The organism is Streptomyces sp. MGP-P1, assembly GCF_057766565.1.
In genome coordinates this window covers 473,617-498,406 of record NZ_JBYMEM010000005.1, presented here as the reverse complement: position 1 = coordinate 498,406, position 24,790 = coordinate 473,617, and the positions used below count along the sequence as shown (strand labels likewise).

Sequence of the window (24,790 nt, the reverse complement as noted above, 5' to 3'; positions counted from 1 at the left end):
GCGCCTCTCGGTCCGGAGAAATCCACCCCTGTCCGGGAGGACCACTTCACATGGCCAAGATCATCGCGTTCGACGAGGAGGCACGGCGCGGTCTCGAGCGCGGGATGAACCAGCTCGCCGACGCCGTCAAGGTCACCCTCGGCCCCAAGGGCCGTAACGTCGTCCTCGAGAAGAAGTGGGGCGCGCCCACGATCACCAACGATGGTGTTTCCATCGCCAAGGAGATCGAGCTCGAGGACCCGTACGAGAAGATCGGTGCGGAGCTGGTCAAGGAGGTCGCCAAGAAGACGGACGACGTCGCCGGCGACGGTACGACCACCGCCACCGTTCTGGCTCAGGCTCTCGTCCGCGAGGGTCTGCGCAACGTTGCCGCAGGCGCCAACCCGATGGCCCTCAAGCGGGGCATCGAGAAGGCCGTCGAGGCCGTCTCCGCCGCTCTGCTGGAGCAGGCCAAGGACGTGGAGACCAAGGAGCAGATCGCTTCGACCGCCTCCATCTCCGCCGCCGACACCGAGATCGGCGCCAAGATCGCCGAGGCGATGGACAAGGTCGGCAAGGAAGGCGTCATCACCGTCGAGGAGTCCCAGACCTTCGGTCTGGAGCTTGAGCTCACCGAGGGTATGCGCTTCGACAAGGGCTACATCTCGGCGTACTTCGCGACCGACATGGAGCGTATGGAGGCGTCGCTCGACGACCCGTACATCCTGATCGTCAACTCGAAGATCGCCAGCGTCAAGGACCTGATCCCGCTGCTGGAGAAGGTCATGCAGTCGGGCAAGCCCCTGCTGATCATCGCCGAGGACGTCGAGGGCGAGGCGCTCTCCACCCTGGTCGTCAACAAGATCAAGGGCACGTTCAAGTCCGTCGCCGTCAAGGCTCCGGGCTTCGGCGACCGCCGCAAGGCCATGCTCGCGGACATCGCCATCCTCACCGGTGGCACCGTGATCTCCGAGGAGGTCGGTCTCAAGCTGGAGAACGCCGGCCTGGACCTGCTCGGCCGTGCCCGCAAGGTCGTCATCACCAAGGACGAGACCACGATCGTCGACGGCGCCGGTGACAGCGACCAGGTGCAGGGTCGCGTCAAGCAGATCCGTGCCGAGATCGAGAACTCCGACTCGGACTACGACCGCGAGAAGCTCCAGGAGCGTCTGGCGAAGCTGGCCGGCGGCGTGGCCGTCATCAAGGCCGGCGCCGCCACCGAGGTGGAGCTCAAGGAGCGCAAGCACCGCATCGAGGACGCGGTGCGCAACGCCAAGGCCGCCGTCGAGGAGGGCATCGTCGCCGGTGGTGGCGTGGCTCTGCTCCAGGCCTCGGCCGTCTTCGAGAAGCTCGACCTCACGGGCGACGAGGCGACCGGCGCCAACGCCGTGAAGCTCGCGCTGGAGGCCCCGCTCAAGCAGATCGCCGTCAACGGTGGTCTCGAGGGTGGCGTCGTCGTGGAGAAGGTCCGCAACCTGCCGATCGGTCACGGCCTCAACGCCGCGACCGGTGAGTACGTCGACATGATCGCCGAGGGCATCATCGACCCGGCGAAGGTCACGCGCTCCGCTCTGCAGAACGCCGCGTCCATCGCCGCGCTCTTCCTCACCACCGAGGCAGTCATCGCCGACAAGCCCGAGAAGGCCGGCGCGGCCGCCCCGGGCGGCATGCCGGGCGGTGACATGGACTTCTGATCCGCCGCGGAGTCCCCGGGCCCGCCCGGAAGCCCTCCGGCTGATCGAAGTTCGCCGTACGTCCCACAGGGGCGGTATCTCCTTCGCGGAGGTGCCGCCCCTGTGGCGTTCCCCGCCGGGCCTACGCGGGGCGATGCGGGTCGACGCGGGGCGATGCGGGGCGCCCGGTGTGCGGGCGCATGGCCGAATGACTACTTGCCGCGTCCTTCCCGGTGCGGCAGCACGCGTCGGCGCGGTGGCGCCGATCGCGGTGGCGCGCCCGCGACCCCCGAGGCAGGGCGGACGCGGAGCCGCCCGGAGGCCCGTCCCGGCTGGTTCCCCTGTGTCCCGGTGGGCCGCTCCCTCTCCTGGCAGCTCACCGCCCGGTCCGGCGACCGCAACCGATCAGTGGTCCAGTCCACCTCGCCCGCGCGCCCCGGCGGTGTGCGACTGCACACGGCGCCCGGCCGACGTTCCCGGCTTCGGCGGAGACGGCCAGGAGCGGCCCGCCCCGGACCTCGCCGCTCGCGCTATCCAGCCAACTTCGGACGGTAAGTCGGAATCATGCGTACCGGTGGAACTGCGGGACATGATGGCTCTCGTGTTCACGTGGTGAACACCAGTCGCATAGACAACTTCCGTTATGCGGAAATCGCTTGGGCATAACGGACGTCAACCGCACAGAAGGGGAGGTGTCATGAAGCTGCGGAAGAAGGCTTACGTGAAGCCGTCGCTGTTCAAGCAGGGCGATTTCTCGAAGAAGACCGCCGGTTACTTCTACGGCTCGTACAAGGAGTACTGGGTCCGTCGCATCAGCTGATCCGACCCTCGGTTTCCTGTGCGCTGTATGAGAACTTCCGGAAGGTGAACATGCCCGGCCACCCGCGTGACTACTTCCTCGTCCTGCCGGACAGCGCGGCGGGAGCGGCGGTGGCCGGGCAACTCCCGCCGGGCACGGGGCTTTCCCCGGGCACGGGCCTTCCCCCGGGCACGGGCCTTCGCCCCGGTACGGGCGGGACGCCGGTCGTCACCCACGCTTCCGGGCGGCCCTGGGTCATCGCCCGCCCGCTGGTCCGCGAGGTGAGCCATCTCCGCCGGGGCCACGACGCCCTCGTCCTCATCGGCCCGGACCGGGTCCCCGAGGCCGTGCTCGCCGGTCTCCTGGAGGGCGCCCGCGACCGGGCCGGCCTGGAACGCCGCCTCGCCCGGCTGCCCGGCCTCCACCACGTGATCGCCCGGCTCTCCGGCGAGACCTGGATCCGGGGCACCGCCTCCGGGCTGCGCCGGATCTACCACGCCCGGCACCCGGAGGCCGGAACCATCGCCTCCGACCGTCCCGCCGTCCTCGCCCGCCTGACCGGCGCGCCCCTGGACGACGGCGCGCTGGCCCTGCGCATGCTCGACTTCCTGCCGCACCCGCTGAGCCGCCGCGTCGTGTGGCGGGGCGTGTACGAGACCGGCGCCGGGTACGGCCTGGCCCTGCCCGTCGCAGCACCGGGCACGGCCGCCGCCCCGGGCCCCACGGAGCACCGCTGGTGGGAGCCGCCGCCCGCCGAACTCTCCCTGGCCGAGGGGTCCCGAAGACTCGGTGACGCCGTCGCCGCCTCCGTACGGGCCCATGTCGGCGGCCTGGACCGGATCAGCTGCGAGCTGTCCGGCGGCCTGGACTCCACCGCGCTCACGTTCGCCGCCCGTGCGACCGGGCCCGCCGAGCTGGCCCTCCTCACCGTGGCCGCCCGGGACCGCTACAGCGAGGACGAGACCTGGGCGCGGCGGGCCGTGGAGGCGGCCGGGAAGAGCGAGGCGGCGGCCGGGCGAAGCACGAACACCGCGTCCACCGCCCTGGAGCACCAGATCATCCCCGCCGACGACGCCCCCTACTTCTACGCGGATCTCGCCTCCTGCGCCGACGAGTTGAACGACGAACCGCTCCCCGTCGCCCCCGGCCGGGCCCGCGCGCACCTCCTGCTCGGCCGCGCCCACGCCACCGGATCGCGCTACCACCTCACGGGCTACGGCGGCGACGAACTCTTCCTCGGTCTGCCCCACGCCTACCAGGACCTCTTCCACGGCAACCCGTTCACCGCCTGGAGCCACCTCGGCGGGCTGCGCCACCAGCTCGGCTGGCCGCTCCTGCCCACGGTGCGGGCCCTGCTGAACCGCTCCACGTTCCCCCGTTGGCTCGCCGGGGCGGTCACCGCCGAACCCCAGCCCGTCGCCCGGACCCCGCTGCTCTCCTGGGGTGTACGGCAGTCGCTGCGGCCCTGGTTCACCGACCACGCGAACACCCTGATCACCGAGGAGTTCCGGGCCGCCGCCGAGCACGCCGAGCCGATCGACCCCTGGCGCGGACGGCACGTCGACATCGACGCCGTACGGATGGGGGCTCGGCACTTCCAGGCGATGGAGGACATCGGCATGACGATCGGACTGCCGGTCGCCGCGCCCTTCTACGACGACCGCGTCCTGGAGGCGACCCTCGCCGTCCGCCTGCCGGAGCGGATCAGCCCCTGGCGCTACAAACCGCTGCTCGTCGAGGCGATGCGCGGCGTGGTCCCGGAGACGCTCCTGACCCGGACCACGAAGGACCACATGTCCTCCGACGAATACCAGGGCCTGCGCGAACACGCCCCGGAACTGGCCGCTCTGTGGACCGGCTCCCGGCTGGCGGAACGCGGTCTGGTCGACCCCCGCCGACTGCTCCGGCTCGCCGCCGAACCCTTCTCACCGGTCCTGGTCGAGCATTCCATCAGCTCCACCGTGGCCGGGGAGACCTGGCTCCGCACGGCCGAGGACGCCTGGCCGGCCCCTCGGACACGTACGACGTCCCCCATCTGACCACCAGCGAGGCATCCGATGAAGCTCAGAAAAGGCATCGCCGTCACGACCACCGAGTACGGCGGCGTCCTTCTCGACGAGAAGGACGGCAGCTACTGGCAGTTGAACGACACCGGCGTCATCGTCGTCGACACGCTCGCCTCGGGGCACACCCCCGAGATCGCCGTGGAGCGGATCCTCGCCGACTTCGACGTCGAGCGGGCCGAGGCGGAGTCGGACGTGGCGGAGCTGACCCGACGGCTGGTCGAGGCGAGGATCCTGCACCCATGACCACCGAGATGACGATGCCGCGCCGGGGCGCGGGAGCGGGTGGGTTACGGCTGCGCACGGCCATCGCCGCCGCGTTCGTCCTGGCCCGCCTCAAGCCGGGGCGACTGCGCCGGGTGCTGGCCGGGTGCGCCCGGGGTGCGCGCCCGGCCTCGTACGCGGAGACGCTGGAGGTGTTGGAGGCGGTCGTCGCCACCAGCCGCCGCTGCGCTGGCCGTTACGGCTGCCTGCCCCGCTCGGTCGCCGTCGCCCTGGCCTGCCGGATGTCCGGTGTCTGGCCCGACTGGTGCGCGGGGGTGCGGGCGGCTCCGCCGTTCTCCCCGCATGCTTGGGTGCAGGCGGGGGGTCGTACGGTCGGCGAGCAGGCGGAACCGGCGGATCTGCGTCCCTTGATGGTGGTGACGGCAGACGGAGGAGGCCCGGGTGAGCACGGTGACGGGGACGACGGAGGCGGACGAGGGTTGCGGGCCTGAGGGGAGGCCGGTCGGGGGCGGCGGACCTGAGGGGACCGCCGGGCCGCCCGCGCGGGATCCCGAAGGGAGGCCGGCCGGGAAGCAGCCCGCCGGGAAGCAGCCCGCCGGGGACACCGCAGAGAGGTCCGTCGAGGAGCCCGTCGAGGAGCCCGCCGAGGGTTCCGTCAAGGGCGAGCCGGGTGCGGGCCCGTCTCCTCTCCGGCTCCTCCTCTCCCGGGTCCGCCCGCACCGGGGCGTCCTCGTCCGCGCGGGGCTGCTCTCGCTCGCCGGATCCGGGGCGGGCCTCGCGATGCCGCTGATGGCGAAGCACGCGGTCGACGCGTTCGCAGCGGACCGCTCGCCCGCGGGACCGCTCGTCGCGCTGACCGCGCTCGTCCTGGTGGGAGCCTGCCTCTCCGCGTACGGGCGCTATCTCATGTCCCGTACGGGAGAAGGCGTCGTGCTGCGCGCACGCGAGCAACTCGTGCGCCGCATCATGCGGTTGAAGGTCCCGGCGGTGGACCGGCTGACCCCGGGCGACCTCCAGTCACGCGTGACCAGCGACACGACCCTCCTGCGGACGGTTCTCTCCAGCGGCCTGGTCGAGTCGTTCAACAGCGTGCTGATGCTGCTGGGGACGATCGGCTTCATGGCGTACATGGACCTGACGCTGCTCGGCGTGACGCTGGTGGTGATCGTCGGCATCGGAGCCGTGACCTCGCTGCTGATGCCGCGCATCCAGCGGGCCCAGCTCCGCGCCCAGGAGGCCGTGGGCGCGATGGGCGCGGCACTGGACCGGGTGCTCCAGGCGTTCCGCACGGTCAAGGCGAGCGGGGCGGAGGAGCGGGAGACGGCGGCCGTCGCGGAGGCCGCCCGGCACGCGCACGACCGGGGCGTCTCGGTGGCGCGGTGGTCATCGGTCTCCGACGTCACGATGGCGATGTCGATCCAGCTGGCGTTCCTGGCGGTGCTGGGCGTGGGCGGCGCACGGGTCGCGTCCGGCTCGCTGGAGATCTCGTCGCTGATCGCGTTCCTGCTCTACCTCTTCTACCTGATGGGCCCGATCGGCGGTCTGGTCGAGGGCTGGACGGGCTTGCAGAGCGGGCTCGCGGCGGTCCGCAGGATCGACGAGGTCGAGTCCCTGCCCGGCGAACCGGCCGCCGTGTCCGGTGCCGTGGCGCGGGAGATTCCCGCGACCCCGCTCGGCGTCACGTTCCAGGACGTGACGTTCGGTTACGGCGACGAGCGGGCCCCCGCCCACAAGGGGGTGACGTTCGACGTCCCGACCGGCGGACTCGTCGCGCTGGTGGGCCCGTCCGGGGCGGGCAAGTCGACGGTGTTCAGCCTGCTGGAACGCTTCTACGACCACGACGGCGGCACGATCACGGTCGCCGGCCGGGACATCCGCGACTGGCCGCTGGCCGAGCTGCGGGGCTCGCTGGCGTATGTGGAACAGGACGCGCCGGTCCTGGCCGGGACGCTGCGGGAGAACCTCCTCTTCGCCGCCCCGGACGCCGAGGAGAAGGCGGTGGCTCAGGCGGTGGCCCGCACCCGGCTGGACAGCCTGGTCGACCGGCTGCCGGAAGGGCTGGACACGGCGGTGGGCCACCGCGGCGTCACCCTCTCCGGCGGCGAACGCCAGCGGATAGCCATCGCCCGGGCCCTGCTGCGCCGCCCCCGTCTGCTGCTGCTCGACGAGGTGACCTCGCAACTGGACGCGGTCAACGAGCAGGCGCTGCGTGACGTTATCCTCGAACTGGCCGAGCACACCACGGTGTTGGTCATCGCGCACCGCCTCTCCACCGTCCGGCACGCGGACCGCATCGTGGTCCTGGAGGACGGCCGGGTCCGCACAGCGGGCACGCACGAGGAGCTGATCGCCGGGGACGACCTGTACCGCGAGCTGGCGACCACGCAGCTCGCGGCGGACGCGCGATGAGGCTTCAGCGGGCGTAGTTCTTGAGCTCCTCGGTGTCCAGGGTGATGTCGACGGGGCCGGGGAGGGGGACGGCGTCGCCGTAGTCGTACGAGTGCTGCTGCCGGTAGCGCCCCTTGTCGGGCTCGCTGTGGACGACGAGGGTGTCCGACTCGCGGTCGATCAAGAGGTACACCGGGATGTTCGACGCCGCGTATCCGTCACGCTTTTCCGTGCGATCACGGCTGTCGGTGTCGTGGTCGTGCGAGGTCACCTCGACGGTCATGAGGATGCGGTCCGGGCTCGACCACTCGCCGTCACCCGCGAAGCGGCCCGCGCGGGCAAGAGTGCCGTCCGGGCGGGCGCGGCCGTTGCGGTATCCGCCGATCCGCAGTCCGCGTTCGCGGTACAGCCGCAGTTCCGGCTGCTGTCGCATGCACTGCATCGCGACCCACATGATGATCTCGTCGTGGTCCCCGTCCGGCACGGGCTTGACCTCCAGCTTTCCGTTGATGAGCTCAAGCGTCACGGTCTCGGGGGACGTGCGGGCGAGCTGCTCGAAGTCCTCGACGGACAGCTGAGCGTGCGGGACGTGATCGGCGGTGCTGGGGGTCATGGCGTCGCCTCCTCCCCTCCATCGTGCCTTGTCCGGTCTGTGGGTGAGCTGCAAGGTCATCGGTATGTCCTCTCGGATCGGGGAGTCAGACCCGCCCGGACCGCGTTCATCCGGTCGCGTACGCCAGGCGGCTGTACGGCCCCGGGCGGGCCGACCGGCGGTTGCGGGGACGGCCCCCGGCACGGCCGGCAGAGGCCGCCGAGCAGCGCTTCGGGCGCGCCGGGGGCCCCGCACTCGCCGCACTCCAGGGTGCGCAGGACCGTACGGGGAGCGGGCAGGACCCGCTCGGGCGGCAGCTTGTCGCGCAGGCGCCGTTCGACGAGGCGGGCGGCGCAGTGGACCGGCCACGGCAGCCCGCCGGTGAGCGCGTGCAGCAGCTCGGCCTCCGTGGCGCCCCGCGCGAACCACTCGCTGACCTGCGGTTCCAGCTGTACGCAGTCGGCGGCGGACAGCGTCAGCGCGGGGGCGGTCCGGCCGAGCGCCGCCAGCAGGATGAACGCCCGCGAGCGGGTGGGGCGTTGGGGTTCGTCCGGCGGGGCGTCACCCCGGGTGTAGGCGTTCCACCAGTCGTCCTCGCGTGCGGTGCGGGAGAAGAAGGTGCGGGTCACCCAGAGCATGACCTCGTCGGTGATCACGCACTCGCTGCCGCGCCGCAGGTGCCCCGCGTCCTGGAGCCGGTTGAGGGTCGTGCCCAGGGCGCACTGACCGTACGGCAGGTGCTTGGCCAGGGTCTTCACGGAGATGTCGGAGCCGTCGGGCAGCCGGTCGATGTAGGCGGCGACGGCGGCGTCGCGGGGGAGGAGGTGGGCGAAGTCCCGATCGGTGCGCGGGCGTTCGCCGGGGGCGGAGCGCTTGCCGTAGCCGGGGTTGGCCAGGGGATGGGGGCTTGCGGAGGTGCTCGTGGGCGGGGTCTCGTGCGGGGCGCGGCGGGCTTCACTAAACTGGCTGGCAGCCATGGGGATCGTGTCTTTCTGAGTGGGGCGATCTTCGGTGGTCAGACCCCTGTCGGTGTTGGAGCACCGGTGGGGGTCGACTTTTTGGTCCAGGTCCTCCGCACGCTAGAGCCTGGCGACCGTGTGTCGCAACTCGATCACAAATTGTCAACTTCGTAGCCAGGGTGGGTGGGTGGGTCATCTGACCCACCCACCCCATCCTTGTTAAGAGGGCTCGGATCTCACGGCTTGAGCTTCGGGAGGTCGAAGCGGAACGGGGGCGGTATGAAGGACACGGAGGGCGCGGGCGCAGGTGCGCATGCGAGCGCGGATGCGGGCGCGGGCGTGGGTGCGGGCGCGGGTGCGGAGCTGACGGGCCGGTTCGTCGCGGAGGTCGACTGGGCGAAGGTGGTCGACCCCTCCATCCCCAAGCCGGACGGGCAGTACGGTCCGGACCTGCTGGAGCGGCTCTGGTCCCCCGATCCGCGAACGGCCGATGACGCCCAGGTCACCCTGCACTTCGTGTGCTGCGGCGACGGCGGTTCGGTGCGTCCCGCGGCACCCGAGGTGCTTCCGTTCCTCGTCGAGGCCGTCCGGGACCCGGCCGTGCGGGTGCGTCCGCAGATCCTGGAGACGCTCGCCGTTCTCGCCCGCGCCGGGAACGAGGCCCGCGCCGCGGGGCCCGGGCCGGGGCCCGGCGGATGGTGGCGCACCGCACCCGCCGCCTGGCCCGCCGCCTGGGAGCGGGCGGTCGACGCGCTGTTGCCGCTGCTCGCCGACGACGTGGAGGAGGAAGAAGCCGTCCGGGGCGGGGTGGCCGCCGTACTCGCACGGGACACCTACCGGGCGGACGGCCTCGTCGACCGCTTCCTGGCCCGGTTCGCAGACGAGCCCCACCTGGCGGCGGCGGAGCAACTCGTGCTGGCCGTCGGCGAGCTGGCCCCTCATGCGGTGGAGCGGCGCGAGAACGCCCTCGCGTGGCTGCGGGAGCGGACGACCGACGCCGGGAAGGGCGCGGAGCCCGACATGGACGACGACATCGACGCGTGGCTCGCCTGGATGGACCAGCACGGGCACGACGTCCGGCCGACCGCGATCGTCGCGCTGCGCCGCGCCCTTCGACCGCTGTGACGCTGTGACGACCGTCACCCCCGATTCCTCCTGGGTAGTGTCGACCGGATGACCTGCGGCGGGCGTATACCCGGTGAAGCGAAAGAGTCCGGGAGCAACTTTTGACCGTCGAGGAGTTCGAAGAGTTCTACGCCCAGGCGGTCGCACGCCTCACGGGCCAGCTGTACGTGATGACCGGCGACCTCCAGGAGGCGCAGGACGTGGTGCAGGAGGCGTTCGTCAAGGCGTGGGTGCGGCGCGGCCGGCTGGACCGCGACGGCAGCCCCGAGGCGTGGATTCGTACGGTCGCCTGGCGACTGGCGGTGAGCCGTTGGCGCTTCCGGCGGCGTTCGGTGGACGCCTGGAGCCGGGGGAGCGGCACGCCCGGGCACGTGGAGCCGCCGGACCCGGGCCATGTGGTCCTGGTCGACGCGCTCCGGGAACTGCCCCCGCAGCAGCGGCGGACGCTGACCCTGCACTACCTGTGCGACCTCACGGTCGAGCAGATCGCCGGGGAGACGGGGCTTTCCGGCAGCACGATCAAGACGCATCTGGTTCGCGGACGGGCGGCGCTCGCCCACCGTCTGCGGGACCCCCGCATCGAGGAGGCCCCTGATGTCTGACCCGCGGGATCCGTTGCGGTCCCTGTTCCGGGAGGCCGGTGAGTTCGGGCAGGCCCGCTCCGACGCGGACGACGCGTCGAGCATCACGCGACGAGGAATGCGCGCGCAGCGACGCCGGATGGCCGTGGTGGCGGTGGGTGTGTGCCTGGTCGTCGGCGGGGGCGGCGCGGTCGCGGTGGGCCTGCTGCCGGTCCGGCCGCAGCCGGTCGCCCCGGCCACGGACCCGTCGCCCAGCTACCCGTCACCCGTACCGTCGGACCGGCTGTCGACGCAGCCGCCGTCCCTGCCGCCGACGCCGAGCACCACGCTGCCGGGGGGCGGGTCCACCGGGCCGGGCGGAGCGCCGACAAGCATGAGTACGGGTAGGGGTACGGGCAAGGGCACGGGTACGGGTACGAGCAGGGAGACGAGCCCGGGTACGACGCGGCTGTCGCCCACGTCCACGCCGTCGGCGACGACCGATGGGACGACGTCGATGCCCTGACACCCCGGCTGACACTCCCGCTGACGCCGCGCCGCCGCCGTACCTGATGACCCGGGCCCGTCCGGGCCCGTCCGGGTCCGTCCGGGTACGTCCTGGTCCGCCCGAGTCGGCCCGTCTCCGTTCGTCTCAGCCCGTCTCCGTCTCCGTTTCCTTCCCGCCCCGGCGACCTCACCGGGCGAACCCGTACGCCTCGACGTATCCGCGTATCCGCGAGGCACGCCCGAAAGGTGCCTCAGTTGTCCACGCTCTCCCCCGGGCTGCGGCCTCCTGCCGACCGCCCCGAACCACCCGAGCCCCGGACGCTCTCCCGCCCCGGGCACCGGATCGCCGAAGCGGCCGAGCGCCGGGCGGGGCGGCTCCGCCGGGCGGCGGCCCGCCTGACCCCTGCCGACCGGGCCGTGCTGTGGCTCTACCTCCTGACCCGAATATCCCTGTGGATCACGGCCCACTTCGCCCGCTGGCTGTTCCCGGCCCGCTCCGGCACGCGGGAGGCGACGCCCGTACTCGCGTCCTTCCAGCGGTGGGACGCGAACCACTACCTCCACATAGCGCGCGACGGCTACTTCCCCGCGGGCACGGGTCCGTGGACGAGCGGTTGGGACAACCGGGAGGCGTTCTTCCCGGGCTATCCCTTCCTGCTCCGTGCCGTGCACACGGTGGTGCCGGACTGGACGGCGGCCGGGCTGCTGATCTCGTTCGTCGCGGGGGCGGTGGCCGTACTGGCCCTGGCCCGTATCGCGCGGGCGTATCTGCCGGAGGACGCGGCGGGCCGCCGTACGGCTGTTCTCTTCCTGCTCTCGCCCTGCGCGGTGTTCCTGGCCGCCGGCTACACGGAGGCGCTGTTCCTCGCGTTCGCCCTGCCCGCCTGGCTCGCCGCCGTGCGGCACCGCTGGGCGCTCGCCGCCGTGCTGACGGCGCTGGCGACGACGGTGCGCGTCAGCGGCCTGTTCCTCGCCGCCGCCATCGCCCTGCTCTTCGTGCTGACCGCCAGGGAGAAGCGGGACCGGCGGAGCTGGCGAGCGGCCGGCTGGACGCTGCTCCCGGCGCTGCCCCCGGCCGCGTACAGCTGGTACCTGCACGCGCGGACCGGCGACTGGATGGCCTGGAAGCACGCGCAGGAACGCGGCTGGTACCGGACGTTCCACACCCCGTGGGAGGCGTGGTCGAACACGTGGAACGGGGCGTTCGGTCACACGCAGACGACCGGCTACGCGCTCATGTTCCAGGCCGAACTCGTGGCGATGCTGGTGGGGCTCGCGCTGGCGGCCGTACTTTTGTACCGCCGCCGCTGGCCCGAGGCGCTGTACGTGGCCCTCAGCCTCTGGGCCCTGGGCACCTCGTACTGGTACACGTCGATCCCGCGCGCGACGCTCCTGTGGTGGCCGCTGTGGATCGGCCTGGCGGCGCTGAGCCTGCGGAGGCCGTGGTTCAGGACGGCGTACCTGAGCGTGGCCGCGCCGGTGACGACGCTCGTCGCGCTGACGTTCCTGACGGGGAGGTGGGCGGGGTGAGCACGTCCCGCCTGCGGCACCCGCGCCGATGACGAGCCCCGCTGGGCTTGTGCGGCCCGCCGGGGCTCTATGCGGCTGCGGCCCGGCGGGGGCTCTATGCGAACCGGCGGGGCTCTATGCGGCTGCGGCCCCGGCGGGGCTCTATGCGGCCGGCGGGGGGCTCTATGCGGCTGCGGCCCGGCGGGGCTTCTTGAGGATCTCCGTCAGCGCTGCGATGCTCTGCGTCCCGTAACCGGCCTCCACCGCCCGCTCCAGCAGCTCGTGGAACGGCTTGTGCCACTCCACGTCGAGGCCCGCCTCCTTCCCGAGCTCCGCGTCGTGCGCGGCCCCGGCCACGAAGACGTTCACCGACGACAGCGGTTCGCTGTAGTCGCCGCTGTCGATCTCCCGGGCCAGCACGGGCAGCACCGAAGCGATCATCTGCAACCACTGTTCGCTGAACCGGACCATCGAAGCCGCCTCCAGGCCACGTGCCCGCAGCGCCGCCGCCCCCTGGAAGAAGCCGACGAGGGCGGGCAGCAGCGTGCCGCCCACCGCCATTTCGTACAGGGCGGCGAGGTCCGGGTCGGCGCCGAGGTACACGGTGTCCCCACCCAGCACCCGCAGTACCGGTTCGTGAGCGGTGAAGACCGTGGCATCGCCGCTGTAGTAGAGAAGTGTGTCCTCGGCGCCCACCGCCGGCGGTACGTTCTTGATCGCGCCGCCGAGATAGCGTGCGCCGTGCCCTCGCGCCCACTCCGCCGTGCGACGGGCACCGGCCGGGGACCCGCTGTTGAGAGTCACGAGATCCCGCCCCTTCAGCTCGGCGGCCGCCGGCTCCAGGGCCTCGATGGTGTCCTCGTACGTCGTCAGGCAGGTGATCACGAGCGGGCTCGCCGCGACGGCCTCCGCCACGGTCTCCGGATGCGCGGCGCCCTTGGCGACGAGCGGGGCAGCCCGCGACGCGGTTCTGTTCCACACCGTGGTCGGGTGCCCCGCCGCTATGAAGGCCGCCGCCAGTGCGCTGCCCATCGCGCCCAGGCCGACGACGGTCACGGGGGCCCGGTGCCGGCGCTGGTGGTGGTGATGGTGCTGATCGTGCTGCGCGGCCATTGTCCGCTCCTGTTCCGGGAGTTGGAGGGGGTTACGGAAGGCCCGTTGGTCCCGGGCTCCGGTGATCTCCATGCTGTGACGGCACGATAGATTGCACAAGTACCGACATTTTTGTTCGGTACCCACATTCTTGTCAGTGGGAGAGGTCATGGCGAAGTACACCTGCGGATTCGACGCCGCCATCGCCGTCATGGGCGGAAAATGGAAAGGGCTGATTCTTTTCTGGCTCGGTGAGGAAGAGCGTTTGCGCTTCGGGGAGTTGCGGCGGACGGTCACCGGAATCAGCGAGCGGATGCTGACGCTGCAACTGCGCGAGCTGGAGGCGTCCGGGCTTGTCCACCGAGAGGTGCACGAGCAGGTGCCGCCCAAGGTGGAGTACTCGCTGACCGACTTCGGCCGCTCACTGGTGGCCGCGCTGATGCCACTCGGCGAGTGGGGCGAGGAGCACATGGAGCGCCTCGAAGACCTGCCGTGACCGACCGCATCAAGCCCTCAAGCACCCAAGCACCCAGGCACCCAGGCACCCAGGCACCCAGGCACTCAGGCACTCAGGCACTCAGCCTTCGGGGTAGAAGACGAAGAGCGTGCACCCCGACGTCGTCTGCGGGATGTGCCAGGAGCCGGCGGGAGCGTGGATGAACGAGCCTGCGGGATAGTCCCGTTGGCCGTCGTTGAAGACGCCGGAGACGACGAAGACCTCTTCCGGCCCCGGTCCGTGCACGTCGATGCCCTCCCAGCAGGTGTGCGGATCCATCTCCAGCAGCTGGGCCTTCGCGCCGTTCCCGCCGCTCCACAGGGGGCGCACGCGGATGCCGGGGAAGATCTCCTGCGTGGGTGCGTCGTGCACGGCGGACCAGGCATAGCCGGGCAGCTGTCCGCCCGCCCGCGCCGAAGCGTCCTCTGCCTGCGTCTTCTGTGCCGTTCGTGGCTTCTGCTTCGTCATGGGTCAAGCCTCGTCGACCACCGACGCCTCGCCCAGTGTCTCGATTGACGTTCTCCGGTACTTTCCTGCCATGCACCGTGTAGCGGCACTCGTCCACGCACCCCAGTCGACCTTCGAACTCGCCTGTGCCGCCGAGGTGTTCGGCATCACGCGACGCGAGCTGCCCACCCGTTACAGCTTCGGCGTATGCACCGAGACCCCGGGCCCGGTCGCCACGCGCGCCGGATACGACATGCTCGTCACGGAGGGCCTTGACGCCCTGGACCGGGCGGCCACCGTGATCGTCCCCGGCTGGCTGCCCACCGGCGAACCCCCGTCGCCCGCTGTCGTACGGGCTCTGCGCCGTGCGCACGAGCGGGGCGCACGCGTGGTCAGCATCTGCTCCGGCGCCTTCGCCCTGGCCCACGCCGGTCTGCTCGACGGCCGCGTGGCGACAACTCATTGGGCGCTGGCCGACGAGTTCGCCGCGCGGTTCCCGGCCGTCCGCCTCGATCCGGACGTGCTGTACGTGGACCACGGCGACGTCGCCACGAGCGCGGGCGCCGGGGCCGGGGTCGATCTGTGCCTGCACCTGGTCCGGGCCGACCAGGGCGCCGAGTACGCGGCGCACGTCTCCCGGAACATGGTCATGCCGCCGCACCGCGAAGGGGGCCAACTGCAGTACGCCGCGCCGCCCCACCCCTCCCAGGTCGACGGCTCGCTCGCGCCGCTCGTCGAGTGGGCGACGGGCCGCCTCCACGAACCGCTGGCCGTCGAGGACCTGGCCGCACACGCCGGTTGCTCCGCTCGAACCCTGGCCCGTCGCTTCACCGAGCAGCTCGGCACCAGCCCGGGACGGTGGCTGCTCGCACAGCGGATCGTCGTGGCCCGGCAGCTCCTGGAGTCCTCGGATCTCCCGGTGGACACCGTCGCCCGCCGCGTCGGGCTCTCCTCGGCCACCAACCTCCGCAGGCGTTTCCTCGACGCCCTGGGCACGACGCCGGGCGCCTACCGCCGGGCGTTCCGGGCAGAGCCGAGATGACAGCCCGAGGGGTGCCGCCGACTGACCGCTGCTGCGGGGGACCCGGTCAACGGGCGGCGGTCAGCGGACGGTGGGCGGGCCGAGCGGGGCGATCTCCCGCTCGAAGAACTCCGGGAACCCCTCGCCCATGGCGTACAGGGCCTCGAACTCCCGGGTCGTCCGGCTGATCTGGCCGGGGTCGGTGAAGCGACGGGCCCCCGCCCCCTTCAGTTCGTCGTCGTAGATCACGGCGTACATCACCGACCGCCCGAGGACGATGATCTCGGGCACCGACGCCTCTCGTTCCAGGTCGGAGATCTTCCGGGCATCCAGCACGCGGATCTCCTCGCCCATCTCCGACCTGAGCCGGAAGACGTTCATCTCCCACTGCAGATACGGAGACACCGGGAACTCCACGACACGAACCCTGCGGAAGGCGAGGCCGCGTCGGGCGGCGTCCCGGAAGTAGGCGGCCATCGAATCCCGCTCGTTCTCGATCAGCCGGAGGGCCCCGGCCCAGTCCCCGGAGGCGAAGGCGTCCCAGCTGGGGGAGCCTTGCTCCTTGAACGTCTGGCCGCGCTCGATCTTGGCGAGCAGGTTGATGTCGCCCTGGTGGACTCGACGGAAATCGGCGAGGTAGTCGGCGCGTGTGAGGAGCTCGCCGGCACCGCTGCGGAAGCACTCAAACATCAGGGATGTCCGCCTTCGCTGCGACGAGCATCCTGCGGGGGATGACCACGAGACGCTCATCGGGGCTGATGGAGACCCCGTCGGGCAGGCGCGCCCCCAGAGAGCCGGTGAGATCGCGTCCGATCACGGCGATGTCGCCGTTGTCCAGCTCCCAGATATCCGGGCATTCGGGTCCGGTGCTGGTCGCGCGCAGCTCCAGGGCCGACTTGCCGAGGCGTCGCTTGAAGCCGGTGTCAGGATCGGCTTCCCAGGGTCTGCCCATGCTGCCGCCCTCTCTCCTGAGTGGTCCAACGTACTAGTGACGCCCAGGGCAACGACGGTGTCAAGCAGGCTATTCGGCCTGTTCGAGTGGGCTGTGAGGCACTGGAGCTCCGTCGGCACGCATCAGCACGTTGCCGGGCTGCACGTCGCGGTGCGGAATGGCCGCGCCGTGCGCGGCCCGCAGCCCGGACCGCACGCCCCGGCCCAACCCCGCCCGCCGTCCCGGTGGGCGTGCACGACCCGCGCGCTCCAGCCGGTGAACACCGGGCGGCAAAAAGCAGTGCCCGTTAAGCGTGGTCCATTTTGAGACCTATATTGCGCAACCCTGGTTGCTCGCAGATCACTTGCCTAATGTGATCACCGTGTCGCCCGAGGCCTTGGCCGCAACGCCTTCCGAGCAGATCTGCGTTTCCGGGCGGTGACTCATGACGCTCACTGTGGTGCCTGCGATTCCTATGGTCACCGCGGTTGACGCTTATGCCTTCGGGGCGGCGTCCATGCCTGTTACTACGGAAGCCCGGACGACTGCTCGGGCTGGGTCGTCCCGTAAATCTTCTCTCCCTGGCTGATGTGCCGCACCGACCCGTTTCGGGGCCGGTGCGGCACATCCACTTCTCTGACAAGAGGCACATTTCTGTGAACCGAAGCGATTCTCCGGGGCTCCGTGTGAGCGGCCTCTGCTATCGGGTCGAGGGACGGACTCTCCTCGACGATGTGAAGCTGTCCGTGGCCCCCGGCGAGTCGGTCGCGGTGACCGGCCCCAGCGGGTCCGGCAAGTCGACGCTGCTCATGTGTGTCCTCGGGCTCATCAAACCGCAGGCGGGCACTATCACCGTCGCGGACCGGGAGATCACCGGCCTCGGGCCCAGGCAGCTCGCTCGGGTACGGCGGGAAGCCCTCGGCATGGTGTTCCAGTTCGGAGAACTCCTTCCCGAGCTCAGCCCGGTGGAGAACGTCGCCCTGCCGGTCCTGCTCGACGGAGGCCGCCACCATGACGCGTACCGGCGCGCGCAGGAACTCCTCCAGGAGCTGGGTGTTCCCGCCGGCTCCACCCCGACCGGCATGCTCTCCGGCGGTGAGCGGCAGCGCACGGCGGTTGCCCGCGCCCTGATCACGGAGCCCGCCGTCCTGCTCGCTGACGAACCCACGGGCGCGCTGGACCCCGAAGCCAAGGAGGGAGTCGCCGAGCTGCTGTTCACGACGGCCCGTTCGCGGGGCTGCGCGCTGCTGGTGGTCACGCACGACCTGACGGTGGCTGCTCGGGCCGACCGCCGGCACGAACTCGTCGGCGGGACGCTGTCCGGAGTGGGAGCCTCCTGATGAAGGAAAGGGTCTGGACAGCAGGAAAGTTGTTCAGGATCGGTCTCGCCGCAGGCCGGTCCGCACCGGGCGACAGGCTGCGGTGGTGGGGTCTTTTCGGTGCCGCCGTCGCGGTCGCCTTCGTCGTCCTGGCGACCGTTGCCACGGTGGCGACGTATCACGGCCGCGAGTCCAGAGCGGACGCCAGGGGACCCGTGATCACCTTCGGCAAGGGCGCCGAACTGCTGTGCCGGGAAGGCATCGACGCCGTTGGCACCAGGCCCGTATCCGTCGTGTTCGTCCACCCGCTCACACCTGACGCGCCCCTTCCCGCCGGTGTGGCCCGCTGGCCGGAACCGGGCGAGGCGTTGCTCTCTCCCGAGCTCGTCAGGACCGGACGCGGTGAGGGGGTTCTGGAGCGGTACGGGCGGTTCGCCGGAACCATCACCAACGACGGACTGGTAACCCCCTCCGAGCGGATGGCCTACATCCGGGTGGCCGAACCACCCCCGAAGGACGATCCCCGGTGGATGGGCGTGTCCGCCTTCGGGAGCGGCGGCGGAGCGACCGGAGAGATGGTCGACCAGTCACCCGTGACCTCCACCGCCCTGGCTCTGTGGGCGTTGACCGGGCTACCCGCCCTCGCCCTGGCCGTGGTCGCCGCGCGGGTCGGCTCCCGTACCCGTGACCGGCGCAGCAGCCTGTTGCAGGCCTTGGGAGGGGCATGGTGGCACCGGGCGACCGTCAACGTCGGTGAAGCGGCGATTCCCACTGCCTTGGGGACTGTCACCGCGTTCATCCCGTATGCCGTGGCCTCCGTGACCGATATCCGTCTCGCGCCCACCGGGTACATCCTCGACCATCTCGACGTCCGGACGGCGTGGCCGGCCGCCGTCGCAGCGGCGGTGGTGTCCCTGGTGGTCGTTCTGGGGCTGGTCGTGGGCACGCACCGTGTTCACCGGGACGGCAGGTCCACCCGTCCCGCCTCCTTCTCTTCCCGGGTTCCCTCGTGGCGTCTGGCCGCCTGTGGCGTCGGCGTCGCGCTGGTCCTGACGAGTCAGTACATGCCTCAGAAGGCCCAACTCGCGGTGTTCACCTGCGGGACCGTGGTGATGTGGGCCTTTCTGTCCTCCGTCGTGGCTCTCCTCACCCGTCATCTGGGGTCCTGGCTCGCTGCCACGGGGAAGCGCTCGGGCCATGCGGGTCGCATGATCGGCGGACGGTGGACGCACGCGCATCCTGGCGTGATCGTGCGCCTCGCTCTGGCCATGGTGATCGGCATCGGTATCGTCGCCCAGATGCAGGTGTGGACCAGCAGGCTGGGAGTGCATTCGCACGCGGCAGCCGCCACACACCACCGGATCAAGGACACCGTGATCGAGGTGACCGCCGGTGGCATGACCGCGCCCCAGGCGGATCGCTTCCGCTCGTCGCTTCCGTCCGGTTCGATACTTCTGAGCCGTACTCTCCACGACCCGTCCGGCTCCGGAAACCCCTGGGTGACCATCGGAGGTTCCTGCCGGGACCTGCGTACGCTGGACCTGAGTTGCGACGGACCCGGGCCGGTCGCCGGAGGCGGCGCCGGGTCGGTCAAGGTGGCAGAGATGCGCCGCTGGTACGGCGACGTGAGGTTTGCGCAGGAGCCCCGGATCAGTGTGAAGCCCGACGGTACGCAGTCCCTTCTCGTCGTGACTCCGACACCGGGCCGGCTCGCCGCGGTGAAGCAGGCCGCCTTCACGCTCCCCAACCCTTCAGTGCAGGTGCAGGCCCTGAGCGGGAACTGGCTGGGGTCCTCGCGTTCCCGCCTGCCGAACTGGATACAGCTGTTCGGGGTCACCGGCATCCTGTTCGTCCTCGGGGCCGGTGCGGTGAGTGCGGCGGCCGAGTTCGTCCGGGTCCGCCACGCACTCGCCCCGCTCTCCGTCCTGACAGGCAACCGCCGGGTGTTCCGTTCCGTGACCGCGTGGCATCTGACCGTCCCCCTGCTCATCGCTACCGTGGTCACCGGTGCTGTGACGGCGTGGCACTCCGTGTTCTTCATCGCTCTCGTGGAGCAGGGCTCCGTCTCCTGGACGGTACTCGGCCTCGGCATCACCGCCTGTGCTGTTGTCTCCCTGATCGTCGGGTACCTCGGAGCGCGCGCGGCGGCACGGGAGTCCGACCGTTGGCACCCCACCGCGGACTGAACAGCCCCGCGATGGGCGATCACGGGGGACGACCAGAGGGGGCGGCACGACGTGGTCCTCGCCCGAACACCGCCGGTCTGTGAGACGGATCACGGGTATCCGTGGCGCGAACCGGGTCCCTGCCGGTGGTTAGGATGGATGGGCTCGGCCCCGTGGCCGAGGTGGTCGGACCCCGCCTTCCGGTGTCCGGTCCGAGGCTTGAAACCTCCGGCGCTCATCTGGACAGAACCCCGGAGGTTTCTTCATGTCTGTCCCCCTGCCTTCCCAGCCCTCCGCACCCGATCCCCGCCGATGGTGGGCGCTCGGGGTGATCGCCCTGACACAGCTGGTGGTCGTGCTCGACGCGACCATCGTCAACGTGGCCCTGCCCCAGGCCCAGCTCGAACTTGAGCTGAGCGACACCGAGCGGCAGTGGGTCATCACCGCCTACGTCCTGGCGTTCGGCGCCCTGCTGCTGCTCGGCGGACGCGTCGCCGACTACTGGGGGCGCAAGCGCAGCTACATGGTCGGGATGCTCGGGTTCGGCGCCGCCTCCGTGTGGGGCGGTCTCGCGCAGAGCGGGACCGAGCTGATCGCGGCGCGCGGCCTCCAGGGCGCCTTCGCGGCGCTGCTGGCCCCGGCCGCGCTCGCCCTGCTGACGGTCACGTTCCCGGCCGGGCGCGAGCGCGGAACGGCGTTCGCGGTCTTCGGCACCGTCGCCGGCACCGGTGCCGCGGTGGGCCTGGCGCTGGGCGGCGTCCTGACCGAGTACGCCGACTGGCGGTGGTGCCTGCTGGTCAACATCGTCTTCGCCGTCGTCGGCCTGATCGGCGCGCTGCTGTTCGTCTCCGAGAGCCGGGTCGAGGGCGACAACCGGTACGACATCTGGGGCACCCTCGCCGTCACCCTCGGCCTGGCCGCCCTCGTCTACGGGTTCACCCTGGCCGAGTCCGGATGGACCGAGCCGGACACCATCGGCTTCCTCGTCGGCGGCCTGGTACTGCTGGCGGTGTTCGTGTGGATCGAGGCCCGCGTCGCGCAGCCGCTGCTGCCGCTGCGGGTCGTGCGTGACCGTGCCCGTGCCGGAGCCTTCCTCATCCAGGCGGCCATCGGCGCCGTCTACATCGGGATGACCCTCTACCTGATGTTCCACCTCCAGATCGTGCTCGGGCTCTCCCCGCTGCTCGCCGGACTCGCCAGCCTCGCGATGACCTTCGCGACCATGATCACCGCACCCGTGGCCGCCAGGCTGCTGCCCACTCGGGGGCCGCGTGTCCTGATGACCGGTGGGCCGTTGATCGCCGCGGCGGGGATGGTGTGGCTGACCTTCGTCACGGCCGACGGGAGCTACTGGACGGAGGTGTTCGGCGGCCTCGTGGTCGTGGGCATCGGCATCGCGTTCGTGATCATCCCGGTGCAGAACGTCGCGCTCGCCGGCGTCGGTCACCACGACGCCGGCGCGGCATCGGCCCTGGTCAACTCCGCCATGCAGATCGGTGGCTGCGTGGGCCTGTCGGTGTTCACCACGATCTACCTCGGCGCCGTCGAACGGTCCGCCGCGGCCGGCTCGGGCCGGGGGGTCGCCCTCACCGAGGGCTATTCCGCGGTGTTCCTCGCCACCGCCGTCACCCTGGTGGTCGCGGCGGTCGTCGCCGCGACCATGCTCCGCGGGCCGCGCCCCTCGGTCACCCCGCAGCAGCTCGCCGAGGTGCCGGTCCACGTCGGCTGATCGTCGTTCCCGGCCCCGGCCCCGTCGCCGACACCCTGTCCTCGTTGGTGTCGGACCCGGGGCCGGGCTCCCTTCATTCCTGCGGTGTTCGGTCGGTACCGTCCGGCCGCCGTGACGACCTGGACCCGCTTCCCCACGCGTCAGCGGCCACGACCAGGCACACGGCCACCAGGACCACGTTCTTGACGACGTACTGCCCTTCCATGGTCGGCGCGGGGGAGTGGGACTGCCACATCGCGTCGGGCAGGAGGACGAGGGTCGAGAACACGCCGCCCATGTGGAGGAAGAACGCGACGAGGGCGGGGCGCAGCAGGCGGCCTCCCGCGATCAGACCGATCCCGATGACCGTCTCCAGTGCCGCGAGGGAGAGCAGCAGCACCGTCTCCGGTACGAGGCCCAGGGTCATCTTCGTGGCCGCGTCGACGGCCAGTTGCTCGGCGGGGCTGGCCGAGGGGAACAGCTTCAGCACGCCGAAGCCGAGGAAGACGATCCCGACGGTCACCCTCAGCAGGACGACGGCGCGCACGTTGACGCGGTCGGCCAGCCGTTGAAGGGTTGTTCGGGCGCCGGCTGTCGCCGCACGTTCGCGGCCGAACCCGCGTGAGCGGGAAGGGTGTTCAGGTGCACTGCCGGGCGGGGGAAGGCTCGGCTCGGCGGTGTGGCTCCTCATGTGCGATCTCCCGCTGTGTCCGTGGGGGTGGGAAAGCGTGCATGGGCGGTCCGCGCGGGTGCGCGGGCGCCTGTGGGGCGTTTGCGGGAAGCGTCGGCTCTTGTCGCTTCGGCGCACGGGGTGACGGGCCTCTCGCTGGCGCCCTGGGGTTCTTCTCCTCGGCTGGAGGATCTGGGAAATCTGGAGGATCTGTGGGATCTGTGGGATCTGGACGATTCGGAAGGTGAGGTCGAATGCGCCTGGCCGGGTGTGTGGGCGAGGCAGGGGCGGCGCGTGACCACCACCGCCGACTGCCTCTCTCTGCTTGGTCTAGACCATACGGATGGGGGTCCGAAGGTCAAGAGGCGTACGGAGCGGCCTCTGCCGGAGGCGACGCATTCGCGCCAAGTTGCATCAGGGCACGGGGCGTTGGGCGGCGGAGCGCACGGCGACCGCGGATCGGCCGCGCAGACGATCGGAGCCGACCGCGGCGATGAGGCCGCCACCCGGCTCACCGGCCCGGACGGGCCCCCGGCCCACCCCTCCGCTGAGCAGCCCCGTTCTCCCGGCTACGGGTCCCGCCGACGTTCCGGGAGCGTCGGTCGGCCGTACTCCCAGGGCCTCTTCGCGCCATGCGGGTGCTCCGCCGCCCTCCGGACCGTCTACCTACCGGCGCGGGGGACTTCACCGGTGATTCATCCGGCCGAAAGTGGTCCGGCCGATTCCGGGAGAAAACTCTCATCGCCCGTACCGTTCGGCCGGACACACCGCTTGCAGGTTCCGGGCGCCGCCCCGAGCAGCCCCCGGACACGCGTCGGGGCCCGGAGCGCATGCCGCCCCGAGCCCCTACCCAACCCGCAATCCGTACCCGTACCCGTAACCCGTGAACCCGTGACCGGGAGGCAGCAGGCGGCCGCGGGACGACCCGCCCCGCCCCTGGTTCAGCGTTGCAGGCCGCCCCGCGCGATCACCTCCGCGTACCACCGCGCGCTGTCCTTCGCCGTACGGCGCTGGGACGCGAAGTCCACGTGCACGATGCCGAACCGCTTGCTGTAGCCGTACGCCCACTCGAAGTTGTCCAGCAGCGACCACAGGAAGTACCCGCGCACGTCCACCCCGTCCGCGATCGCCCGGTGCACCGCCGCCAGGTGGGCGTCCAGGTACGCCACCCGCTCCGGGTCGTGGACCGCGCCCTCCGGGTCGGCGTAGTCGTCGTACGCCGCCCCGTTCTCCGTCACCAGCAGCGGCACGGACGGGAGTTCGTCGCGGAGCCGGGTCAGCAGCTCGTACAGGCCGTTCGCGTCGACCGGCCAGTCCATCGCGGTGCGCGGGCCTTCCGCCGGGGTGAACGCCACGTGCTGCTCCGCGCCCGCCCACGGCGACGGGGACTCCGACGTCCCCGCCGAAACCACGCTGGGGGAGTAGTAGTTGATGCCCAGCGAGTCGATCGGCGTCGACGTCACCTCCAGGTCGCCGTCCCGGACGAACGACCAGTCCGTCACCTCCGCCGTGTCCTCGACCAGGTCCTGCGGCAGCCGGCCGTGGAAGACCGGGTCCAGGAAGATCCGGTTCGCCACCGCGTCGATCCGGCGCACCGCGTCCCGGTCCGCAGCCGTGTCCGCCAGCGGGCGCAGCGCGTGGAGGTTCAGGGTGAGGGAGATCTCGGCGGTGTCCGGCAGGAGGTCGCGCAGGACGCGGGCGCCCGCGCCGTGCGCCAGGTTCAGGTGGTGGGCGGCGCGCAGGGCCGCGAGGTCGCTGGTCCGGCCGGGGGCGTGGACCCCGTTCCCGTACCCGAGGAACGCGGCGCACCAGGGCTCGTTGAGCGTCGTCCAGGTCGGCACCCGGTCGCTCAGCGCCCCGGCCACCAGGCCCGCGTACTCCGCGAACCGGTGTGCCGTGTCCCGCTCCGGCCAGCCGCCCGCGTCCTCCAGCTCCTGCGGCAGGTCCCAGTGGTAGAGCGTGGCGACCGGTCGGATCCCGGCCGCCAGCAACTCGTCCACCAGACGACGGTAGAAGTCCAGGCCGCGCTCCACGGCCGGGCCCCGGCCGGTCGGCTGGACCCGGGACCAGGAGACGGAGAACCGGTAGTCGGTGACGCCCAGCTCCTTCATCAGGCGTACGTCGTCCGGCATCCGGTGCAGATGGTCGGCGGCGATGTCACCGGTGTCGCCGTTGCGCACCTTGCCGGGCGTCCGGCTGAAGGTGTCCCAGATGGACGGCGTACGGCCGCCCTCGGTGGCTCCGCCCTCGATCTGATAGGCGGCGGTGGCGGTCCCCCAGCGGAACGCGGTGGGGAAGCGGAGTTCCGCCACGGTGTCGGGGCGGGGGCCCGCGGAGTTCGCCGGACGGGCATCGACAGCGGTCATGGACTGACACTCCAGAGGTGAGGGAGGGGCGGGGGCCCGTAGGAGGGTGGGGCCCGCGGTCGGGGCGGTGCGGGGAGGCGGGAGAGCCCGGCGGGTTGGGGCGGGGCGGGAAGGCGAGGGAGCCCGGCGGGGCGGGAAGGCGAGGGAGGCTGGCGGGGCGGGGCGGTGAGGAAGCCCGGCGGGGCGGGGCGGCGTA

Annotated in this window: 23 protein-coding genes; 15 read left to right on the top strand and 8 right to left on the bottom strand. The window is 71.4% G+C overall.

Annotation, left to right across the window (positions count from 1 at the left end):
• The first annotated feature begins 50 nt into the window (after positions 1-50).
• From groL to AC3CH1_RS11645, 6 genes are all read left to right on the top strand, one after another.
• Positions 51-1,673, top strand: coding sequence for a chaperonin GroEL (groL, locus tag AC3CH1_RS11670; RefSeq protein WP_265600218.1), 1,623 nt, complete (start codon positions 51-53; stop codon positions 1,671-1,673).
• A gap of 676 nt (positions 1,674-2,349) precedes the next feature.
• Positions 2,350-2,472 (top strand): keywimysin-related RiPP, encoded by a 123-nt coding sequence (locus tag AC3CH1_RS11665; protein ID WP_018958807.1) that lies wholly within the window; start codon positions 2,350-2,352, stop codon positions 2,470-2,472.
• A gap of 50 nt (positions 2,473-2,522) precedes the next feature.
• Complete coding sequence (locus AC3CH1_RS11660; RefSeq protein WP_488462834.1) at positions 2,523-4,490, top strand: asparagine synthase-related protein; 1,968 nt, start codon at positions 2,523-2,525, stop codon at positions 4,488-4,490.
• A gap of 18 nt (positions 4,491-4,508) precedes the next feature.
• Positions 4,509-4,760, top strand: coding sequence for a lasso peptide biosynthesis PqqD family chaperone (locus AC3CH1_RS11655; RefSeq protein WP_488462833.1), 252 nt, complete (start codon positions 4,509-4,511; stop codon positions 4,758-4,760).
• On the top strand, positions 4,757-5,230 hold the full coding sequence (locus tag AC3CH1_RS11650; protein WP_488462832.1) for a lasso peptide biosynthesis B2 protein: 474 nt from the start codon (positions 4,757-4,759) through the stop codon (positions 5,228-5,230). Before AC3CH1_RS11655 ends, AC3CH1_RS11650 begins: the two co-directional genes overlap by 4 nt.
• Positions 5,181-7,148 carry an ABC transporter ATP-binding protein gene (locus tag AC3CH1_RS11645; RefSeq protein ID WP_488462831.1) on the top strand — a complete coding sequence of 656 codons (1,968 nt, stop codon included), beginning with the start codon at positions 5,181-5,183 and terminating at the stop codon, positions 7,146-7,148. The genes AC3CH1_RS11650 and AC3CH1_RS11645 overlap by 50 nt, the downstream gene beginning before the upstream one ends.
• Positions 7,149-7,152: 4 nt before the next feature.
• Here AC3CH1_RS11645 and AC3CH1_RS11640 read toward each other — a convergent pair whose 3' ends face one another.
• Positions 7,153-7,740: a Uma2 family endonuclease gene (locus AC3CH1_RS11640; RefSeq protein ID WP_488462830.1), complete on the bottom strand. Its 588-nt coding sequence runs from the start codon at positions 7,738-7,740 to the stop codon at positions 7,153-7,155.
• A 56-nt stretch (positions 7,741-7,796) separates the two neighbouring features.
• Positions 7,797-8,615: a hypothetical protein gene (locus AC3CH1_RS11635; RefSeq protein ID WP_488463479.1), complete on the bottom strand. Its 819-nt coding sequence runs from the start codon at positions 8,613-8,615 to the stop codon at positions 7,797-7,799.
• A gap of 342 nt (positions 8,616-8,957) precedes the next feature.
• On the opposite strand from AC3CH1_RS11635, the gene AC3CH1_RS11630 reads away from it, so the two are divergent.
• The 4 genes from AC3CH1_RS11630 to AC3CH1_RS11615 all read left to right on the top strand — a co-directional run bounded on the left by AC3CH1_RS11630 (position 8,958) and on the right by AC3CH1_RS11615 (position 12,400).
• On the top strand, positions 8,958-9,803 hold the full coding sequence (locus AC3CH1_RS11630; RefSeq protein WP_488462829.1) for a hypothetical protein: 846 nt from the start codon (positions 8,958-8,960) through the stop codon (positions 9,801-9,803).
• 101 nt (positions 9,804-9,904) lie between these two features.
• Entirely contained in the window at positions 9,905-10,405 is a 501-nt protein-coding gene (locus AC3CH1_RS11625; protein WP_488462828.1) for a SigE family RNA polymerase sigma factor, read from the top strand.
• Positions 10,398-10,889 carry a hypothetical protein gene (locus AC3CH1_RS11620; protein ID WP_488462827.1) on the top strand — a complete coding sequence of 164 codons (492 nt, stop codon included), beginning with the start codon at positions 10,398-10,400 and terminating at the stop codon, positions 10,887-10,889. The genes AC3CH1_RS11625 and AC3CH1_RS11620 overlap by 8 nt, the downstream gene beginning before the upstream one ends.
• 236 nt (positions 10,890-11,125) lie before the next feature.
• On the top strand, positions 11,126-12,400 hold the full coding sequence (locus AC3CH1_RS11615; protein WP_488462826.1) for a mannosyltransferase family protein: 1,275 nt from the start codon (positions 11,126-11,128) through the stop codon (positions 12,398-12,400).
• A 162-nt stretch (positions 12,401-12,562) separates the two neighbouring features.
• Here AC3CH1_RS11615 and AC3CH1_RS11610 read toward each other — a convergent pair whose 3' ends face one another.
• Positions 12,563-13,492: an NAD(P)-dependent oxidoreductase gene (locus AC3CH1_RS11610; protein WP_488463478.1), complete on the bottom strand. Its 930-nt coding sequence runs from the start codon at positions 13,490-13,492 to the stop codon at positions 12,563-12,565.
• A 148-nt stretch (positions 13,493-13,640) separates the two neighbouring features.
• Between AC3CH1_RS11610 and AC3CH1_RS11605 the strand changes: the two genes are divergently transcribed.
• Positions 13,641-13,967: a winged helix-turn-helix transcriptional regulator gene (locus AC3CH1_RS11605; protein ID WP_488462825.1), complete on the top strand. Its 327-nt coding sequence runs from the start codon at positions 13,641-13,643 to the stop codon at positions 13,965-13,967.
• Positions 13,968-14,048: 81 nt separating this feature from the next.
• On the opposite strand, the gene AC3CH1_RS11600 is transcribed toward AC3CH1_RS11605, so the two are convergent.
• On the bottom strand, positions 14,049-14,435 hold the full coding sequence (locus AC3CH1_RS11600) for a cupin domain-containing protein (protein ID WP_488462824.1): 387 nt from the start codon (positions 14,433-14,435) through the stop codon (positions 14,049-14,051).
• Between the two features lie 70 nt (positions 14,436-14,505).
• Here AC3CH1_RS11600 and AC3CH1_RS11595 point away from each other — a divergent pair, with 70 nt between their 5' ends.
• Complete coding sequence (locus tag AC3CH1_RS11595) at positions 14,506-15,456, top strand: GlxA family transcriptional regulator (RefSeq protein WP_488462823.1); 951 nt, start codon at positions 14,506-14,508, stop codon at positions 15,454-15,456.
• Between the two features lie 60 nt (positions 15,457-15,516).
• Here the strand turns inward: AC3CH1_RS11595 and AC3CH1_RS11590 are convergent, their stop codons facing one another.
• Together AC3CH1_RS11590 and AC3CH1_RS11585 are read right to left on the bottom strand one after the other, a co-directional pair.
• Positions 15,517-16,125 carry a DUF6879 family protein gene (locus AC3CH1_RS11590; RefSeq protein WP_488462822.1) on the bottom strand — a complete coding sequence of 203 codons (609 nt, stop codon included), beginning with the start codon at positions 16,123-16,125 and terminating at the stop codon, positions 15,517-15,519.
• Positions 16,118-16,387: a hypothetical protein gene (locus AC3CH1_RS11585; protein WP_488462821.1), complete on the bottom strand. Its 270-nt coding sequence runs from the start codon at positions 16,385-16,387 to the stop codon at positions 16,118-16,120. The genes AC3CH1_RS11590 and AC3CH1_RS11585 overlap by 8 nt, the downstream gene beginning before the upstream one ends.
• Before the next feature lie 665 nt (positions 16,388-17,052).
• Between AC3CH1_RS11585 and AC3CH1_RS11580 the strand changes: the two genes are divergently transcribed.
• The 3 genes from AC3CH1_RS11580 to AC3CH1_RS11570 all read left to right on the top strand — a co-directional run bounded on the left by AC3CH1_RS11580 (position 17,053) and on the right by AC3CH1_RS11570 (position 21,579).
• Positions 17,053-17,706: an ABC transporter ATP-binding protein gene (locus AC3CH1_RS11580; protein WP_488462820.1), complete on the top strand. Its 654-nt coding sequence runs from the start codon at positions 17,053-17,055 to the stop codon at positions 17,704-17,706.
• Positions 17,706-19,871, top strand: a complete 2,166-nt coding sequence (locus tag AC3CH1_RS11575) for a permease (RefSeq protein ID WP_488462819.1) — start codon at positions 17,706-17,708, stop codon at positions 19,869-19,871. Before AC3CH1_RS11580 ends, AC3CH1_RS11575 begins: the two co-directional genes overlap by 1 nt.
• A 244-nt stretch (positions 19,872-20,115) precedes the next feature.
• Entirely contained in the window at positions 20,116-21,579 is a 1,464-nt protein-coding gene (locus AC3CH1_RS11570) for an MFS transporter (RefSeq protein ID WP_488462818.1), read from the top strand.
• 73 nt (positions 21,580-21,652) lie between these two features.
• On the opposite strand, the gene AC3CH1_RS11565 is transcribed toward AC3CH1_RS11570, so the two are convergent.
• A complete protein-coding gene (locus AC3CH1_RS11565) occupies positions 21,653-22,249 on the bottom strand; it encodes a DUF417 domain-containing protein (protein WP_488462817.1) in 597 nt (198 codons plus the stop codon).
• Positions 22,250-23,169: 920 nt separating this feature from the next.
• Entirely contained in the window at positions 23,170-24,594 is a 1,425-nt protein-coding gene (locus AC3CH1_RS11560) for a GH1 family beta-glucosidase (RefSeq protein WP_488462816.1), read from the bottom strand.
• Between the last annotated feature and the right edge of the window lie 196 nt (positions 24,595-24,790).

Coding starts and splice junctions, on each gene's coding strand:
- AC3CH1_RS11600 (WP_488462824.1), bottom strand. CDS start 14,435: ATGACGAAGCAGAAGCCACGAACGGCACAGAAGACGCAGGCAGAGGAC.
- AC3CH1_RS11590 (WP_488462822.1), bottom strand. CDS start 16,125: ATGTTTGAGTGCTTCCGCAGCGGTGCCGGCGAGCTCCTCACACGCGCC.
- AC3CH1_RS11565 (WP_488462817.1), bottom strand. CDS start 22,249: ATGAGGAGCCACACCGCCGAGCCGAGCCTTCCCCCGCCCGGCAGTGCA.
- AC3CH1_RS11605 (WP_488462825.1), top strand. CDS start 13,641: ATGGCGAAGTACACCTGCGGATTCGACGCCGCCATCGCCGTCATGGGC.
- groL (WP_265600218.1), top strand. CDS start 51: ATGGCCAAGATCATCGCGTTCGACGAGGAGGCACGGCGCGGTCTCGAG.
- AC3CH1_RS11630 (WP_488462829.1), top strand. CDS start 8,958: ATGAAGGACACGGAGGGCGCGGGCGCAGGTGCGCATGCGAGCGCGGAT.
- AC3CH1_RS11570 (WP_488462818.1), top strand. CDS start 20,116: ATGTCTGTCCCCCTGCCTTCCCAGCCCTCCGCACCCGATCCCCGCCGA.
- AC3CH1_RS11665 (WP_018958807.1), top strand. CDS start 2,350: ATGAAGCTGCGGAAGAAGGCTTACGTGAAGCCGTCGCTGTTCAAGCAG.
- AC3CH1_RS11575 (WP_488462819.1), top strand. CDS start 17,706: ATGAAGGAAAGGGTCTGGACAGCAGGAAAGTTGTTCAGGATCGGTCTC.
- AC3CH1_RS11585 (WP_488462821.1), bottom strand. CDS start 16,387: ATGGGCAGACCCTGGGAAGCCGATCCTGACACCGGCTTCAAGCGACGC.
- AC3CH1_RS11650 (WP_488462832.1), top strand. CDS start 4,757: ATGACCACCGAGATGACGATGCCGCGCCGGGGCGCGGGAGCGGGTGGG.
- AC3CH1_RS11655 (WP_488462833.1), top strand. CDS start 4,509: ATGAAGCTCAGAAAAGGCATCGCCGTCACGACCACCGAGTACGGCGGC.
- AC3CH1_RS11610 (WP_488463478.1), bottom strand. CDS start 13,492: ATGGCCGCGCAGCACGATCAGCACCATCACCACCACCAGCGCCGGCAC.
- AC3CH1_RS11620 (WP_488462827.1), top strand. CDS start 10,398: ATGTCTGACCCGCGGGATCCGTTGCGGTCCCTGTTCCGGGAGGCCGGT.
- AC3CH1_RS11560 (WP_488462816.1), bottom strand. CDS start 24,594: ATGACCGCTGTCGATGCCCGTCCGGCGAACTCCGCGGGCCCCCGCCCC.
- AC3CH1_RS11660 (WP_488462834.1), top strand. CDS start 2,523: ATGCCCGGCCACCCGCGTGACTACTTCCTCGTCCTGCCGGACAGCGCG.
- AC3CH1_RS11595 (WP_488462823.1), top strand. CDS start 14,506: ATGCACCGTGTAGCGGCACTCGTCCACGCACCCCAGTCGACCTTCGAA.
- AC3CH1_RS11640 (WP_488462830.1), bottom strand. CDS start 7,740: ATGACCCCCAGCACCGCCGATCACGTCCCGCACGCTCAGCTGTCCGTC.